The sequence below is a fragment of the Pannus brasiliensis CCIBt3594 genome (assembly GCF_036688125.1).
GTDB lineage: Bacteria > Cyanobacteriota > Cyanobacteriia > Cyanobacteriales > Microcystaceae > Pannus > Pannus brasiliensis.
This window is the reverse complement of the sequence record NZ_JBAFSM010000028.1, coordinates 1-16,534: the sequence shown is the minus strand read 5'-3', so window position 1 is coordinate 16,534 and position 16,534 is coordinate 1. Positions and strand designations below refer to the sequence as shown.

The 16,534-nt window shown below is 48.2% G+C and carries 16 protein-coding genes; 9 read left to right on the top strand and 7 right to left on the bottom strand.

Annotated elements, in window-relative coordinates; translation table 11 throughout:
* Positions 1 to 102 precede the first annotated feature (102 nt).
* From larB to V0288_RS14770, 3 genes are all read left to right on the top strand, one after another.
* Entirely contained in the window at positions 103 to 891 is a 789-nt protein-coding gene (larB, locus tag V0288_RS14780; protein WP_332865889.1) for a nickel pincer cofactor biosynthesis protein LarB, read from the top strand.
* 295 nt (positions 892 to 1,186) lie between these two features.
* Positions 1,187 to 2,725, top strand: a complete 1,539-nt coding sequence (locus V0288_RS14775; protein ID WP_332865888.1) for an SMEK domain-containing protein — start codon at positions 1,187 to 1,189, stop codon at positions 2,723 to 2,725.
* Positions 2,722 to 4,161, top strand: coding sequence for an argonaute/piwi family protein (locus tag V0288_RS14770; protein ID WP_332865887.1), 1,440 nt, complete (start codon positions 2,722 to 2,724; stop codon positions 4,159 to 4,161). The genes V0288_RS14775 and V0288_RS14770 overlap by 4 nt, the downstream gene beginning before the upstream one ends.
* A 336-nt stretch (positions 4,162 to 4,497) precedes the next feature.
* Here V0288_RS14770 and V0288_RS14765 read toward each other — a convergent pair whose 3' ends face one another.
* Positions 4,498 to 4,878 (bottom strand): DUF760 domain-containing protein, encoded by a 381-nt coding sequence (locus V0288_RS14765; RefSeq protein WP_422661985.1) that lies wholly within the window; start codon positions 4,876 to 4,878, stop codon positions 4,498 to 4,500.
* A 114-nt stretch (positions 4,879 to 4,992) separates the two neighbouring features.
* Complete coding sequence (scpB, locus tag V0288_RS14760) at positions 4,993 to 5,511, bottom strand: SMC-Scp complex subunit ScpB (protein WP_332865886.1); 519 nt, start codon at positions 5,509 to 5,511, stop codon at positions 4,993 to 4,995.
* Positions 5,512 to 5,571: 60 nt separating this feature from the next.
* On the opposite strand from scpB, the gene V0288_RS14755 reads away from it, so the two are divergent.
* From V0288_RS14755 to V0288_RS14735, 5 genes are all read left to right on the top strand, one after another.
* Entirely contained in the window at positions 5,572 to 6,384 is an 813-nt protein-coding gene (locus V0288_RS14755) for an inositol monophosphatase family protein (protein WP_332865885.1), read from the top strand.
* A 111-nt stretch (positions 6,385 to 6,495) separates the two neighbouring features.
* A complete protein-coding gene (gene vapB, locus V0288_RS14750) occupies positions 6,496 to 6,717 on the top strand; it encodes a type II toxin-antitoxin system VapB family antitoxin (protein ID WP_332865884.1) in 222 nt (73 codons plus the stop codon).
* Complete coding sequence (locus tag V0288_RS14745) at positions 6,714 to 7,103, top strand: type II toxin-antitoxin system VapC family toxin (RefSeq protein WP_332865883.1); 390 nt, start codon at positions 6,714 to 6,716, stop codon at positions 7,101 to 7,103. The genes vapB and V0288_RS14745 overlap by 4 nt, the downstream gene beginning before the upstream one ends.
* 270 nt (positions 7,104 to 7,373) lie before the next feature.
* A complete protein-coding gene (gene glpX, locus V0288_RS14740; protein WP_332865882.1) occupies positions 7,374 to 8,411 on the top strand; it encodes a class II fructose-bisphosphatase in 1,038 nt (345 codons plus the stop codon).
* Positions 8,412 to 8,772: 361 nt separating this feature from the next.
* Entirely contained in the window at positions 8,773 to 10,059 is a 1,287-nt protein-coding gene (locus V0288_RS14735; RefSeq protein WP_332865881.1) for a glutamyl-tRNA reductase, read from the top strand.
* Between the two features lie 64 nt (positions 10,060 to 10,123).
* On the opposite strand, the gene V0288_RS14730 is transcribed toward V0288_RS14735, so the two are convergent.
* The 5 genes from V0288_RS14730 to V0288_RS14710 form a co-directional block, all read right to left on the bottom strand.
* A complete protein-coding gene (locus tag V0288_RS14730; RefSeq protein ID WP_332865880.1) occupies positions 10,124 to 11,017 on the bottom strand; it encodes a hypothetical protein in 894 nt (297 codons plus the stop codon).
* A gap of 201 nt (positions 11,018 to 11,218) precedes the next feature.
* The gene (locus tag V0288_RS14725; RefSeq protein ID WP_332865879.1) at positions 11,219 to 11,470 is read right to left on the bottom strand and encodes a DUF5615 family PIN-like protein; all 252 of its coding nucleotides are present in this window, start codon (positions 11,468 to 11,470) and stop codon (positions 11,219 to 11,221) included.
* Position 11,471: 1 nt separating this feature from the next.
* Complete coding sequence (locus V0288_RS14720) at positions 11,472 to 11,702, bottom strand: DUF433 domain-containing protein (RefSeq protein ID WP_332865878.1); 231 nt, start codon at positions 11,700 to 11,702, stop codon at positions 11,472 to 11,474.
* Between the two features lie 141 nt (positions 11,703 to 11,843).
* Positions 11,844 to 13,367, bottom strand: a complete 1,524-nt coding sequence (locus tag V0288_RS14715) for a glycosyltransferase family 39 protein (RefSeq protein WP_332865877.1) — start codon at positions 13,365 to 13,367, stop codon at positions 11,844 to 11,846.
* Between the two features lie 7 nt (positions 13,368 to 13,374).
* Complete coding sequence (locus V0288_RS14710; RefSeq protein ID WP_332865876.1) at positions 13,375 to 15,591, bottom strand: sensor histidine kinase; 2,217 nt, start codon at positions 15,589 to 15,591, stop codon at positions 13,375 to 13,377.
* Between the two features lie 227 nt (positions 15,592 to 15,818).
* Here V0288_RS14710 and V0288_RS14705 point away from each other — a divergent pair, with 227 nt between their 5' ends.
* On the top strand, positions 15,819 to 16,451 hold the full coding sequence (locus tag V0288_RS14705) for a response regulator transcription factor (protein ID WP_332865875.1): 633 nt from the start codon (positions 15,819 to 15,821) through the stop codon (positions 16,449 to 16,451).
* Positions 16,452 to 16,534 lie beyond the last annotated feature (83 nt).

The following is a 16,534-nucleotide window of genomic DNA, read 5'->3' as shown; positions in this document are numbered from 1 at the left end:
AAAAGGGAACAGAGCTTTCTTAATTTTTTCACCTTTACCCTTTCCCCTTTTCCCTCCCTCACCTCCCGCCTCCTGACTCCTGACCCCTGACCCCTCGAAGATATGTCCCATCCCGAAGCTTTGCGATCGCTGTTAGAATCCGTCGCTAGAGGGGAAATCAACCCCGATATCGCCCTGGATAAACTCAAACATCTCTCTTTTGAACCGATCGAGGATTTCGCCAAGATCGACCATCACCGGCAACTGAGAACCGGTTTTCCGGAGGTGATCTGGGGGCCGGGGAAAACCCCCGAACAGATCGTCGCGATCATGGCGGCTATGCGGCAGAAAAGCGATGTGGTGATGGCGACGCGGATCGAACCGCCGATCGCCCTACAATTGCAAGAACAGGTGGACGATCTAGTGTACTATCCGATCGCCCGCATCTGCGCGATCGCCACACCGGGACGAGCGATCGAGGTTCCCGGCACGATCTCCATCCTCACCGCGGGAACCGCCGATATTCCCGTCGCCGAAGAAGCCGCCGTCACCGCGACGTTATGCGGTTTTACCGTTCAGCGTCTCTGGGACGTGGGAGTGGCGGGAATTCACCGGCTTTTGCGCCACCTTCACCTATTATCTTCGGCGGACGTGATTATCGTCGTCGCGGGGATGGAGGGCGCGTTACCGAGCGTGGTCGCCGGACTGATCGATCGACCGGTGATCGCCGTCCCCACCAGCGTCGGCTACGGAACCAGCTTCGGCGGTATCGCCCCCCTCTTGACAATGTTAAACTCTTGTGCTACAGGGATCGGCGTGGTGAATATCGATAACGGTTTCGGCGCGGCGATGCTCGCGGGGCAGATCTTGCGGACGGCGGGACGTTTGGCGGAAGAGAACGCGGCGGACTGACGGGCGATCGGTGTCTCCGTTATTAACGAAACGGGGTGGATTTCGATAATATAGTAGGGAGAGAGCTTCGGTATTAACGGAATCGATAATAAAGGATTCCGTATCCAGGAACATCTCCACCCAATCCGAAATCAAAATTCAGTACAGGTTGAGCCAAAGGCTACGGTTGTCTAATCGATATAGACGGTTATCAAGAGTTAAGATCTAGAACAATTATACCCAAAAAGAGAAAAATCTGTTAGAATATAATTCTGTCAATAGCGTTGCCAGTTTCACCTCAAGCTATTTTTAGTCTATGAAGCTTTTGGATGTCCAGTATCGAATAAATGAGTTAATGTCCTTATTTGTTACGAAAGTGAAAGGACTTAATGCAACTCAAAAATATGACATTAATCGAGTTTCTGAATCGGTTTTAATACCTATTTTTTCTGAAATTTATGGGTATAAAAACCTAAAAAATCTCAACCAAATAAAAGAAAACTATCCCGCAATCGACCTAGGAGATGATGTTGCTAAAGTCGCATTCCAAATTACTGCTACTTCTGATTCTACCAAAATCAAGCACACTCTAGAAGAATTTGTCAAAAATGAACTATATAAAAAATATGATAGATTGATTGTCTATATTATTACCGAAAAACAAAATTCATACTCGGGGAATGGCTTTCAAGAGATTCTCGGAGGAAAATTTGAATTTGATAAAAAACAAGATATTCAAGACTATAGAGATATTCTTAAGCGAATTGATGAATTACAAATTGATGAGGCTCGAAAAATTCAAGCTATTTTAGAAAAAAACTTTGGAGATAACAATCATCAATACTTATTCGATCCTCGCTCTGATATAAAAACCGAAGAGGTATTTTTGAATCTTGTAGAGTTAAACTTTCCAGTGAATTTATACAAAGCTAATTTATCAATTGATCGAGGTCAATACCAAAACCAGAAAATTTCATGGAAAGATAAAGATATAATTCGTGCCGAACTTGAACGTAAGGGATTGAAATTTTCTTGTGATTGGACTACTCATAGCGGTCAGCTTATTACCTTTCATAATTTGTTTGATCCCAAAATTCCTTTAAGTAATATCATTGATAAATCAAGTATTGAAGTTATTGAAACTCCAAAATTTTATTCCCATAGTTCCGACAACGATAGAGTTTTTAAAACACTCTTAGGGCGATGCTTACAACAACAATTATTTCTAAAAGGGATAGCTTGGCAAAATCAAGAAAAAATTTTTATTTTCTCGCCTTCTCCTATAAAAGATCAAGAATTCCGGCAAATAACTTGGCAGGGAGAGAGAGAAGGGACTAGAACTGTTTGCGAGAGAAAAATGAAGTCAAATAAAATAAACGAGGTTTTGCATTACAAGCATCTTGCATTTTCAACCGAATATAAGCGATTCGCCGATCAATGGTATTTGTTAATAAATCCAGACTGGTTTTTTAGCTGTGATGGCTATCGACGCTCGTATTATCATGAAAATAATGTTAGTTGGCTTAAACGGAATGAAAAAAATAGAGCTGTACGAAACCATTTTCGATTTATTGTCAGTTATCTTGAACAAGAAACTACATCAATTTTTTCAAATAGAAAAAATTTCTTATCTTTTGGAAACGTAGTTTCTTTTCAAGATTCTCCCTATCTTAATGATCAGGAATGGCTTCCAAAAAAAGTTGAAGAACTAGAAATACCCAAAAGCTTAAATACTGACGACGATTCAAGTCAAAAAGCAGAGATGACAGTAAAACGACGGACTAAAAAGAGAAGTTCAAAAAAGCAAGAATATACCCAGCAACAGCATCAACAGTTATCTTTGGAACTACAATGAAATTAAGCCTGCTAGAAGAACCATTGCTCGAATTCGCACAAGGTAATCATATCTGTCCTAGATATGGTATTACAGATTATCATGTTTATGATTCTCAAAAATTCCCTAGAAGAGATTCTATATTCATTGGAGGGATCGGGACTTCTGCCAATATCGAGAAATTTAGTGCTTGGATAGAAAAATGTTCTTTTTATATTCCTTCTATAGCCAAAACTAAAAACGATAAATTAAGTTTATGGATGGATTTTTGCGGATTTAATGTAGATTCCGGATTTCAATCAAAATTAATTACCGAAGAAACAATCTGTCGTAACTTATCCAATTCAGATGTTAAAGAGATTATTGCGATAGAAGATTGGAATACAAGAGTGGAGCGAGCCGTTGACCTTTACTATAACCAGATAAAATTTCTAGCTCAAAATAGGCAGGTGGATGTTATCGCCTGTATTATTTCGAGTGATTTATACAAGATGCTTGTACAAGAGAAAATTGCAACGGCAGAAGAAAGGCTCGAAGACGATCGACCAGAAGATTTAGTAGAAATTAATTTCAGGAGATTATTGAAGGCGAAATCTATGCACTTAAATAAGCCACTTCAAATTATTAAAGAAATTACATTAGAAAGTAATACCAAAGACCAACATGATGATGCGACAAAAGCGTGGAATATGTGTACGGCAATATACTATAAATCTAGTCCAAGTGCCATTCCTTGGAAGCTCATCAAAAATGAAAATAAGCCTTCTTCTTGTTTTATAGGAATTAGTTTTTATCGAAGCCGAGATCGAAAAATTCTTAATACAAGTTTAGCTCAATTATTTGACGAACTTGGTAATAGTGTAATCTTGAGAGGAAATCCAGTTGATATCGATAAAAATGATAGACAGCCTCACTTAAAAGCCGAACAAGCTTTCGATCTTCTAAAGCAGGCATTATATGAATACGAGGTAGCAATGTCCCATTCACCGGGAAGGTTAGTCATTCACAAAACCTCAAAATATAATCCTGAAGAAATTGAAGGATTGAAACAAGCGGCTAAAGAGGCTAGGATCAAGACGGTTGACTTTATTACCATCTTAGATACAAACCTTAATCTTTTTAGAAAAGGAGAATATCCTCCCTACCGTGGAACTCATATAGAATTAGATAAAGAGAATCATCTTTTATATACTAGAGGGTCGGTCAAACACTACCAAACTTACACGGGTTTATATATTCCTCAGCCTCTTGAAATTAGAATTGTTGAATCCGATGAATCGCCGACTACAATTTGTCAGGAAATTCTCGCTTTAACCAAGATGAACTGGAATAACACGCAATTTGACGGGAAATATCCGATCACGATAAGTTGTTCTCGAAATGTCGGTCAAGTAATGAAGTATTTAGACCGTCAAGAAGATCCGAAGCCTCAGATTGGCTATGCTTTTTATATGTAAAGTACAAGAAAACTCCAAATTTCTCTCTATCCTCATATTTTTCGCTAATTTGCTGGCAAAAATAAATCATGTCACGATCTTGACGAAATAACGATCGCCACGGGGCGGAACCTCTTAAAACTTCGTTAAAATTCTCTCGATCGACCGGGGGAGAAAGTTAGGGTAGAAAATAATCGCTGTCTCTCCCCCGTTGTACTATGACACTTACCGAATTCGGACTCCTCGCCGGACTACTCGCGCCGGGGATTTTACTCTCGATTCTCGTCATGGCCAGTTTCGCCAAGGGCGGTTAAAACGTTTAGAGACACGGGAGACGTGTCTCTAGCACCCTCGCGATCAATCGATCGGCGGTTTCGGGGAAAATTTAATCGAGTCCGTTCCTAATAGGGTGGATTCCAGGCTGTGGCGTTTTTCCACCTGACTGAGAAAATAACCCGTCATCATCGCCGACGCGAGGAGATTGGCTAGATTTTCTCGATCGGTCGTGATCTGGATGGCGAAATCTTCCGAGGGCAACATTCCGACCAATCCTTTGACGTTGTGGGAGATGATTTCCTTGATCTCGGGACTCACGGAGCGGGCGATTCTTTCCAGCGTTTCCGGGTTCTGTTGCTGGAGGTACTGTAGTAGACCGTTCTCGTCTCGCTCTTCAGTCTCCCACGGGAAAGCATCGAAATTATGATAGATCATTACAACTCCCACGTTGTTTGTGGACATTACCTCTAGGTTAGCTCACGCGCTTGTCGATCGAGTCGGTACGGCCGGGAAGATATCCCGTAAGTTAGGCGCGGTTAACCCTATCTACCTACCCTTACTATACCCCGATCTTTTTCAATCGCTATCATCCGGTTTGGGAAATCCAAGATCGACCAATTTATCGACCTCGAAATATTGATGGAATTGGTCGGTTACTTCCAGCCAATAGGAACGTCCCTCGGTCTGACGGCGCTTGCGGACGAATCCCCGATCGACTAATTCTTGAACGTGTTGGTAGGCGGTACTTCCCCGGAGCGCGATCAGATCGGTTTGCAGGAGCGGGCTTTTCAGGGCGATCGCCGCGAGCGTTCTCAGGGTTCCCGTTCCCAATTCGGCCGGGATTAAATCTTCGATCAGGTTCTGGTAGGCCGATCGCAATTGTAGGCTATAGCCGATCGGGGTCTCGATCACCTCCAGCGCGCTATCGCGGTGCGCGTAATCGGACATTAACTCGATCAGGGCATCCTCGACGGCGGATCGATCGCTGGCCGTCAGTTCCCCGATCTCCGTCAAGCTCAGGGGCTGACCCTTGAGATAGAGGATCGCCTCGATCCGGGTGGCTAATTTTAACTCCCGTGCCGATTCTTCGCTCAATCTCGTTCACCTAAATTTACAGAATAACTTAATATTTTACTGGAAGATGCACGGAGCGCTATGGAAACATTTTGGGAACGGGTTTTAGAGTTCTGCCAACGGGCGACCGCGACGGTGGGCGATCGGGCGCGCGAGGATTTCGGCAAACTGCAAGCCACGAATAAATCGGACGGAACCCTCGTGACCGAGGCCGATCGACGGGCGGATAAAGAACTCAGAACGCTGATTCTGGCGGAATTTCCCGATCACGGGGTATTGACAGAAGAGACAACCCATGTATTTCCCGAGAACGATTGGTGTTGGGTGGTCGATCCGATCGACGGGACGACCAATTTTACCCGCGGCGTGCCGATCTGGGGCATTTCTCTCGGTTTACTGTATCAAGGAACGCCGGTTTTCGGTTTCGTCTACCTTCCCTGTCTGCGGCAGTCCTACCACGGCTATTGGTACGGGGATACGGGGTTAACCGGGCCGACGGGGGCCTACCGCGACGGCGAACCGATCCACGCGAGCGATGATTTTCCCAGTAAGAACCATTTATTCAATCTCTGCGCGCGCAGTACGGATATTCTGAAAAATCCCTTCCCCTGTAAGGTGCGGATGATCGGGGTGGCGAGTTATAACCTGCTGTTGGTGGCGGACGGGACTGCTTTGGGCGGGGTGGAAGCGATCCCGAAGGCGTGGGATATGGCGGCGGTTTGGGCGATCGTGCAGGCCGCGGGGGGGGTGTTTATCTCCCTCGGGGAACCGATTTTCCCGTTGAAAGCGGGGGTGAATTACGGAGATCGATCGTTTCCGAGTTTGGCGGTGGCCCGATCGGATCTGGTTCCCGTTTTCCTGCCCCTGGTGGGCTTTTTACGGAATTCAGCCTGAGCGTTTGGGATAGGCTGTCTTTCTTCTGATTTTGCCTATCCAGGAAGAAACTTCGATCGGGATTTCGATCGGATAAAATTATCATTAGCCCTACAAGATAACCAGAAAATTATGATTTTAAAAGATCGCCTTTTAACGAATCTAGATAAGTTGCCCGAAGATTTGCAAAGGGAAGTCCTCCATTATTCGGAATATTTAGTCAGTCGTTACGGTCAGGAGAATCAAGAATCAACCGTGACCAAACGAGGAGGATTAGGAGCTTTAAAAGGGAAAATCTGGATGTCCGATGACTTTGACGAGCCACTAGAGGAAATGAAGGAATATATGGAATGAGCGGTTTACTCTTGGATACTCATATCCTTCTCTGGTACTTTCAAGACCATCCGAACTTGAAACGGGAAACGATCGAACAATTGGAGAATCCCGCGAACGCTCTCTACATCAGCCTGATCAGTTTGTGGGAGATCGCGATCAAAATCAATATCGGGAAATTAAATCTAGGATGTAGTTTTCCCGAGTTATTCGGTTTGCTAGAGCGATTCGATATCGAAATCCTGCCGCTTACCGTCCCCGATATAGAATTCTATATTAATCTGCCCTTACATCATCGCGATCCGTTCGACAGAATTTTAATCGCCCAAGCGATAAATCATTCTCTAACCTTAATTAGTTACGACGCGATATTTAACGTTTACTCTTTTGCAAAACCTTCCGAGTAAAAAAAATCGATGAACGATCCGAATCCTGGACGAGCGTGGCGAGACAACCGGTGAATAGCGATCGCTCGGTCTATTTAGCGAACTCTGCATAGGTTGACTCTTCCTGTAATGTCGCGTTCGTATAAGCGAAAAATCCTCGCGCGCGGCCCGACCCCGGAAACGCTTTAGAAAAATTTAAGAATGATCCCCGTCTGGTGATAGACTTTTGACTGTTAAGGTCATCAACTCGCCGGATAAGATATATCGATCGGCACTAGGGAGGATTATTCCGTGGAAAGTACGTTAGGTTTAGAAATTATAGAAGTAGTCGAACAGGCCGCTATCGCTTCCTCGAAGTGGATGGGGAAAGGCGAGAAAAACACCGCCGATGAAGTGGCCGTGGAAGCCATGCGCGAACGGATGAACAAAATCCATATGCGCGGTCGCATCGTCATCGGGGAAGGGGAACGCGATGAAGCCCCCATGCTCTACATCGGCGAGGAAGTGGGGATCTGCACCCAACCCGACGCGAAACAATACTGTAACCCCGATGAACTGATCGAGATCGACATCGCCGTCGATCCCTGCGAGGGAACGAACTTGGTCGCCTACGGACAGAACGGTTCGATGGCCGTGTTGGCGATCTCCGAGAAAGGCGGTTTATTCGCCGCTCCCGACTTTTATATGAAAAAATTAGCCGCCCCTCCCGCGGCCAAAGGTCATGTCGATATCAATAAATCGGCTACCGAAAATTTAAAAATTCTTTCCGACTGTCTGGGTCGCTCGATCGAGGAACTCGTCGTCGTCGTTATGGATCGTCCCCGCCACAAGGAACTGATCCAGGAAATCCGTACCGCGGGCGCGAGAGTTCGTCTGATCAGCGATGGGGACGTTTCCGCCGCGATTTCCTGCGCGTTCGCCGGAACCAACATCCACGCGCTGATGGGAATCGGTGCCGCTCCCGAGGGGGTTATCTCCGCGGCGGCGATGCGCTGTCTCGGCGGTCACTTCCAAGGTCAACTGATCTACGATCCCGAGGTGGTGAAAACCGGTCTGATCGGGGAAAGCCGCGAGGGGAATATCGCCCGTCTGCAAGAAATGGGCATCACCGATCCCGATCGAGTCTACAACGATAACGAGTTAGCCAGTGGCGAAACCGTTCTCTTCGCCGCTTGCGGGATCACCCCCGGCACCCTGATGGAAGGGGTTCGCTTCTTCCACGGTGGCGCTCGTACCCAGAGCCTGGTTATCTCCAGCCAGTCGAAAACCGCTCGTTTCGTCGATACGGTTCACCTGTTCGACCAACCCAAATACATCCAACTCCATTAAGACAACCGGAGTCGATCGTCGGAATTCCGGATTCAAGAGTCCCGCGTCCCGCCTCGAGTGTTCCTACGGATTCGATCGGGAACCTCAAAGCGCGCTAAAGCACTCTGAATTCAGAAATCAGCGTATAAACTCCAAATTTTAGGGAAATACGGGAGAGTCATGTTATTCGCTCTCCTGTTTTTCCTTTTCTACCTCCTGACTTCTGACTCCTGTATCCTGACCCCTCCCGATTTATGAAGTTTTTTTTCATAGCCCTTTTGCTCGACACCCGATCCAGACTAAATTGCAACAATTAGAGACATATAGCACTTATCCTTATCAATCCTTTTTGTAGCCTCGGCAACATTTAGTAGGAGAACACATGAATATTGCAGTAGTGGGCTTGAGTCACAAAACAGCCCCCGTGGAAATTCGTGAAAAACTGAGTATTCAAGAAGCGAAGATCGAGTCAGCCCTAACCCACTTGCGAGGCTATCCGCACATTCAGGAAGTGGCGATTATCAGCACCTGTAATCGCCTGGAGATTTACGCCGTCGTCACCGACACGGAGAAAGGGGTGGTGGAAATCACCCAATTTCTCGCGGAAACGGGTCATATTCCCCTGTCAACCCTGCGCCGTTATCTGTTCACACTCTTACATCAGGACGCGGTACGCCATTTACTGCGGGTGGCGGCGGGTTTGGAAAGCTTGGTACTCGGCGAGGGACAGATTCTCGCGCAGGTGAAAAACACCCACAAACTCGCCCAGAAGTACGGCTCGATCGCGCAACTGCTCGATCGATTGTTCAAACAGGCGCTCTCGGCCGGGAAACGGGTACGTACGGAAACCAGTATCGGGACGGGCGCGGTCTCGATCAGTTCGGCGGCGGTAGAGTTGGCCCACGCCAAGGTCGAGGATCTCGGTAGTCAGAAAGTCACGATTATCGGGGCGGGGAAAATGTCCCGCTTGTTGGTGACGCATCTCGTGGCGAAAGGTTCGACGAAGATAGCGATCGTCAATCGCTCCCAGCGTCGCGCGGAGGAGTTGTGTAGGGAGTTTCCGGGGGTGCCGATCGAACTGCACGGCCTGGAGAATATGATGCGAGTGGTGGCCGAATCCGATATCGTTTTCACCAGTACGGGAGCGACGGAACCGATTTTAAATAAAACCTTGTTAAGCGAAGTCATCATCGAAACCCGATCGCTAATGCTGATCGATATTTCCGTCCCCCGCAACGTGGACGCGGATGTCCGGGAATTGTTACACGTCCGAGCGTTTAACGTGGACGATCTCAAGGCGGTGGTGGCGGCGAACCAGGAAAGTCGCCGTCAGATGGCGATGGAAGCGGAAGCGCTTTTAGAACAGGAAGTGGAAGCGTTCGATCTGTGGTGGCGATCGCTCGATACCGTGCCGACGATCAGTTGTCTGAGAAGCAAGATCGAGGATATCCGCGAGCAGGAGTTAGAAAAAGCGCTCTCGCGACTGGGTACGGAGTTCGCGGAGAAACATCAGGAAGTGATCGAGGCGATGACGCGCGGTATCGTCAATAAAATCCTTCACGAACCGATGGTACAACTGCGGGCGCAACAGGATATCGAGGCGCGGAAACGCTGTTTACAGTCGCTCCAGATGTTATTTAATCTCAGCGTCGGGGAAGAATATAGCTAGAAAGGCTCTATTTCTGTTCCTAGTGCCGTCCTCGAACGGGGCGGCATTTCGCCTATCGGGACATCTAATCGTACCAACTGCTTCGCCACGCGGCCTCGGCTCGGGCGATGGTGTATTCCCGATGGGTGCGGCGATAGCGCTCGCGAATTTTTTCCAGTTGTTCCCAGAGGGCGCGGAGTTGATTGCGCTCGATCGATAAACGGGTATCGGCGAATTCGATTTCTGATAGTCTCAGGTGAATGGCGGTCAGTTTGGTAATTTTTTGAGGGAGTATCAGTTCTTCGCGTTCTTGTTCTTCGTCTTCGTCCTCCTCGTCGTCGCTATCGCGGTTTTCCGCCTCGATCATCACGCTCAGGAGATTATGGCCGCCGCCGAGGGACTGTCCCTCGTTTTCCGCTTGAATGGCCATATCGAGAATCTGGCCGGGTAGACGCGCGGGCAGGATGTAGGCTTGTTGGAGTTGGTGGTTGATTTTTTTGGAGAGGTGGTCGAGAATGTTGACCGAGCTTTTTTCGATCGCCCGACACCAGTGGGCTAACGCGTCGGGGTTATCGATCGGTTCGGTGACGGGTTCGCTACCGCCTTTTTCCAGGAGGGCTTTGAGGAGTTTTTTCTGTTCGATGGTTCCCGTTTCTCCCGCGGGGGCTTCTAGGGCGGCGAAAGTGGTGCGATCGAGGTTAATTTCGCCCAATTCTTTTAAACTGAGCCGGGTCTCTTGACCGAGGGCCTTGATGTCTTCCTGGAGTTTCTGGCGGTTGGTGTGGGAGAGGGCGAGGAATTCACCGGGGTACGATCGGGTACAGAGATGATAGACGGCGACGATCGCCTGTTTATACACGGATTCTCCGAGGATATCGAGATAGTTTCGATATCTTTCTTGCATTTTTACCGCTAGTTCGGCAACTTCCGTCCCGATGGTGGTTAAATCTTGTTCTAGTTTGCTGAGTCTTCCGGTCATGGAATGATGGGCGGGGGCAAAGTTCGCGATCGCTGTCTCCCATTATAACGATCTGCGGCGAGGGCTTTCGCGGAGGGGGAGGGGGGCGATCGAATTTAAAATGGTACTCTGGCGAATCGAACTTGTATCTCGGTCACGACTACAAAGTGATCGGCTATTCGTTCCGAGTAGTTTTCTAATAAACTTTCTAAATTTTAAATTTTATCGCTCGAACGTTGATTTTCTAGACGACGTAAAATAATCCCGCTTCGGCGATCGCTGTTCTCGATATACTTTCTCCCCGAAGTCTTGATCGCTAGTGATGAGAATCCAATTCTCCTCGAAAGCTTTCTGAAGGATCGAGTTATCATCCATTCCTCTCGCTTCTTCGTAGACCGAAAAAACTTCATGATTTCGTTCGCGTAACCATCGCGCCACGATCACACCGGTATTCTCGTCTACTAAAAAACGCATTCTACGCTATCTCTTTCGCTAGAGGTATAAAACTAGAACTGGCTAACGATCGAGGGGCAAATAAAAGACAAGCTTGAATATCCGCTTCCTCTAAACCCTCGTATTCGTCGAGTATTTCGGGGATGGTCGCCCCGTGTGCTAGAAGATTTAAAATATACTCGACGGTGAGACGGGTTCCCGCGATCGCGGGCTTTCCGATCCTGATTTCGGGGTTGACGGTGATTCGGTTCAAAAGTTCTCGATCGCTCGTCGTTTTAAAAGATTCGGGTGACTTTCTAACGACTATTATAAGCCTGTTCGGGGACAAGAACGCTGGAATTCTGACAGCGGTTAAACAGTTACAGACTTTTTCTTGAAAATTCATGAAAATCAATTATTTCTCGACGCGCCAGAGGGCGGTATTTTCAGTCGGTTTTAATCGACCGTCCGATCGCTCGATTTCTTGTTTCAGTTTTTCGGAGGGAGTGAGGATAAAAATATCGGAAAATCTCGTTTGTAGGGTAGGGAGGGAGATTTTGATCGAGGGCTTCCAGAATAGATATTCGGTGTTCGGGTCGGTAACTTGAATGAGCGGCAATCCATCTAACCAACTTTCCGCGATAATTAATGGCTTGTGACTTCGATTAATAATCGGGTACGCGTTGGGAAGATTACTCCCGTAGCCGAGAAAGCGATTTCCCTCGGGAGGGTTGGGAACTCGGGAGATTAAACCGAAAATGGTTAACAATACGAGAGCGATCGAGGTAATGATTCGATAATATTGTAATCCTTCGGAAAGTAAAAAAGCGATCGCCAACGAGATACCGATAAAGCTGGGAAGATAGAAACGACCGACCACGGTATACCGAAAATCGAGGACGATATCTAGAATCAGTAAACCGAGAAAAGGAATCCCGGTTAAGAGAAGCGCGAAGGAAGAGATCTTTCGATCGGTTTTCCTCGCTAGATAAAACAGGGAAAAGAGGATAAGCGAGACGAGCGCGTAATTCGTGAAACTGGCGACACCCGTGGGGATAAAGGGGATATCCGGAAAAAAGCCCGCGAACGTGGTTATCCATCGATCGATTAATTTTTCCCACGGCCACCGACCTTTCGACCAGCTAAAAACACTTACCCTTCTATAGAAAATACGGGTTAACCAAATCGAGTAAATGAGAAAAGATCCTAACCAAATTCGGGACGAATATTTTTTTGCCAACTCGCTAAATCTATCGCGGTTACTAAAAAAGTACAGAATATGAAAGAGAAAGATAAAAATAAAAAAGACGTGAGTGTATAAACCGGCGACGATCGATAAACCGTATAATAACCAGTCTCGATACTCTCGCGAGTGCGAGGATTCTAGGGCTTTTAAGAAGAGAAAACTAGAGAGGGTGGCGATAAAAGCGTATAGCCCGTATTCCCAGATCCCGAGAGCGTAGCCCGTGAACCGAGGGGAGATAAAGACGAGAAAAGCGGTTAATAAAGCGATTTTTTGGTTTTTAAATAACTGGAAGCTTAAGCGATAAACCGCCCAAAGTAATCCGAACCAGATCAGTACGGAAAATCCCCGGAGAACGAGATCCGAATTCCCGAAAATTCTCGCTAGTATCCAGAGTAAACTGTAGTAGAGAGGAAGATCGTAATTCGGACCGGAATATACAGAATATAGGGTATCCGGAAAACCCCGATCGAGATTGATTCCCTGAAATTGTTTCAACTCCCCGATCGATTTAATCCGACCGTCGAATAAAACCGCGGTCAGTTCGTCGATGGTATGTCCGGATAGATGCAGTAAAACGAAAACTTCATCGTGCCAGACGTATTGAAAATAAGCGGCATAGAGAAAATAAAGAATATTGACCGCGATAAAGAAGATTAAGCCGCATCGAACCAGCGTTTTTCGAGAAGTAAACATAAAGATTTTACGCATTCACTCCGGCCGCGACGGACGCGATCGGTAAAGTGAACCAGATCCGCGAACCGACATCGGGGGTACTTTTCACGCCGATTGTACCGCCGTGCGCCTCGATAATCTGCCGGCATTGGTAGGAACCTAACCCGATGCCCGTCAGGTGTTGATTGTGAAGATTTCGCACGTACAGGCCGAAAAGATGTTGACATTGTTCCTCGTCCATGCCCACCCCGTTATCGCTGACGCTACAGTAAATCCAATCCCGATCGAGCCGCGCGTCGATCGCCAGTTGTAGCCCCGGCGGGTTGTGTTTCAGAGCGTTCTCGATTAAATTGCGAAAAACTTGGTATATATGATTGGCATCGGCGGAAATCGGCGGTAAATCCTCGGGAATTAAATTAATCAACTTCGCGCCCGATCGCTGGCATTCCGATCGCCAATCCTCGATCCAGGTATCGACGCGCTCCGATAACGAGAAAGTCTGCCGGTTCAATTGTAGCGGACGTTGTTCGGCGAAATGATTTTCCGCGAGCGCGTCGATCAGGGTTAACTGGCGATCGCCACTCTGGACCAGTCGATCGAGAATCGGTTTCGATAGGGTAATGCAATCGCCCGATCGATGCTGTAAATTCTTCAATAACATCACCAATCCCATCAGCGAAGTCCGCAGATCGTGGGCTACCGCTTGGAGAAAAACCGTTTTCATCTCGTATAAACGCTCGTTCTCCTTAACTTTTTGCCGTATTTCTAGCGTTCTCTCCTCCACCTGCCGCTCTAGATTATTATTGAGCGCGCGAACCTGTCTATAAAGTCGCGCCTGATAGATCGCGATACTGACCTGGGTGGCTAACTGTTCGAGTAATTTTACCTCGCCCTTCTGCCAGTGACGGGGCGCGGAATATTGATGCAGTACCAGCGCGCCGAGTTGTTCGTTATTGGCGCTCAAGGGTAAAACGAGAGAGGATTGAACGCCTAGATGCTCGTAATACCCCATTAAATACGGTAATGTCTGAACTTTTGCGGTATTATCGGCGATAATCGCGTTCGATCGCTTGAATAATTGCCCCAATTCCCCTAATAATTCCGGTTCGGGAACCCAGCCCATCAGCGAGAAAATTCCCGACCCGCGCGATTCCGCCACGACTCGCGCCCCGTCCTCCTGGCAGTGACCGATATACACCTGTTCGACGTTCAGAAAATCGCGGATTTCCTCGACGATGGTGTGCAAAACGTGGTCGAGATCGAGGGATTGATGCACCCGTAGGGCGACTTGGGTTAAAAGATGCTCGCGTTCGAGGGTTTCGGTGAGGGCCCGATCGATGCGCTGGCGATCGACGATAGCGGCGGATAAAAATAGAGAGGTAGCCATGACGATCGCGAGGAAAATCTGGAGGACGATCGCGGCGCGCGTCACGTCGGGAGTCTGGAGAATAAACGGCCCCGCCTTTCTCGCCAGACCGATCAACGCCAGCGCGGAGATCGCGAAATTCGCCGACACCGCGCCCCAGGTTTGAAAACGCAAGGCGGCCCAAGCGACGAAGGGAAAAGGCAGATATTCCAGATAACCGACGACACTCCACTGATCCAGGCGATCGCTACTGCCTTTCGCCCCCAAGACCACCCAACCGACCACAAACAGCAGACTCATACAGAAAAAAGCTTCGAGAAAGCGATGCGGTTCCTGATCTTTCCAAAAATGACGGCGATGGTAGAGCGATCGCAGGAGAATCGGGGTGATCATTAAAACGCCCGTGACATCTCCCAGCCAGATTATCGCCCAATACTGTCCGAAGGTGCGCCAAGTCCACTGACTCATCCAAGCGCGACCGAGGACATCGATCGACGCGTTCACCATCGCGGGCAATAAAGCCCCGAGAAAGACCAAGAGAATGACATCGTGAATCCGACCGAGAGCGGGGGAGAATTTCCCGTAACGCAGGAGTTTCGCACCGAATAAAGCGGCTAACGCGCTCCCTACCGCCGAAAATACCGCCACCTCGATATTCTTCCCCAGAACAACCGAGAGCAGGAAATCGCCGGCGAAAACCCCCAAAACCACGCGATTCCCCCAGAGATAAACCCCGGCCAGCGCGATCCCGGCACTCATCCAGATCGGTGATGGTCGCGCCCCTAAATCTAACAATCGGTAGCCGAGCCAGCCGATGACGACATACGCTACAGTAACGAGGGCGATTCTCACCCGATCTTGTTGGATTCGCGTGGTCATGTCTAGGGATACGAGCGTAGGGTGGTCGGGGGAAAGGTAGGGAGGCAGAAGGCAGAGGGCGGGAGAAAAAGAGCGAGGATAGGCCGGTTCTAGGCGATTCCGGTCTCGCTAGAACTCCCCTACTTGAAAATTATTTGTTTCCTACTTCCAGATTGCCTAAACTGAGAGTAGTTGTACATCATGCCGATGGGTGATAACCTTACCTTTTCGTTGGGAGAGCGCGACCGGTGAAAGTTTTAATCGTTGAAGACGATCCGTTGATGCAATTAGGTCTGGAACAAGCTCTAGGAGAACAGTCGGATTTCGAGATCGTCGGTCAGGCCGGGGACGGTCTGGAGGGAGTACGGTTAGCCCTAGCTCTCAAACCGGATCTGATCGTCATGGATATCGGTCTCCCGCGTCTCGACGGCATCGCGGCGACCAAACAGATCAAGGAGAGTTTACCGAACGTTCATATCGTCATGCTCACTTCCCACACCGTCCAGACGGAAGTGTTAGCGGCACTGGCGAGCGGGGCCGACGCGTACTGTATCAAGGGGGCCAGTCTCGATCGACTTCTAGCCGCCATCGAGGCCGCGAAAGACGGCGCGACCTACCTCGACCCCCAAATCGCGCGTCTGGTGATGGATAATTTGAAACCACCGGCCCCGGAAAGGCATCCCAGTCTCGATCTACTATCCGAGCGCGAGATGGAGGTTTTAAAGCTAATTGTCGAGGGCAAAAGTAACGCCGAGATCGCCGAGCAGTTATATTTAAGCACCAACACGATTAAAACCCACGTCCGCGGCATTATGAATAAGCTGGCGGTAGACGATCGGGTTCAGGCGGCCGTTATCGCCCTGCGATCGGGGATCGCTTAGATTTATGCACGGAATTCAAAAATTTTCTTGTGGTCAAGGAGTCAGGAGTCAGGAGTCAGGAGTCAGGAGTCAGGAGTCAGGAG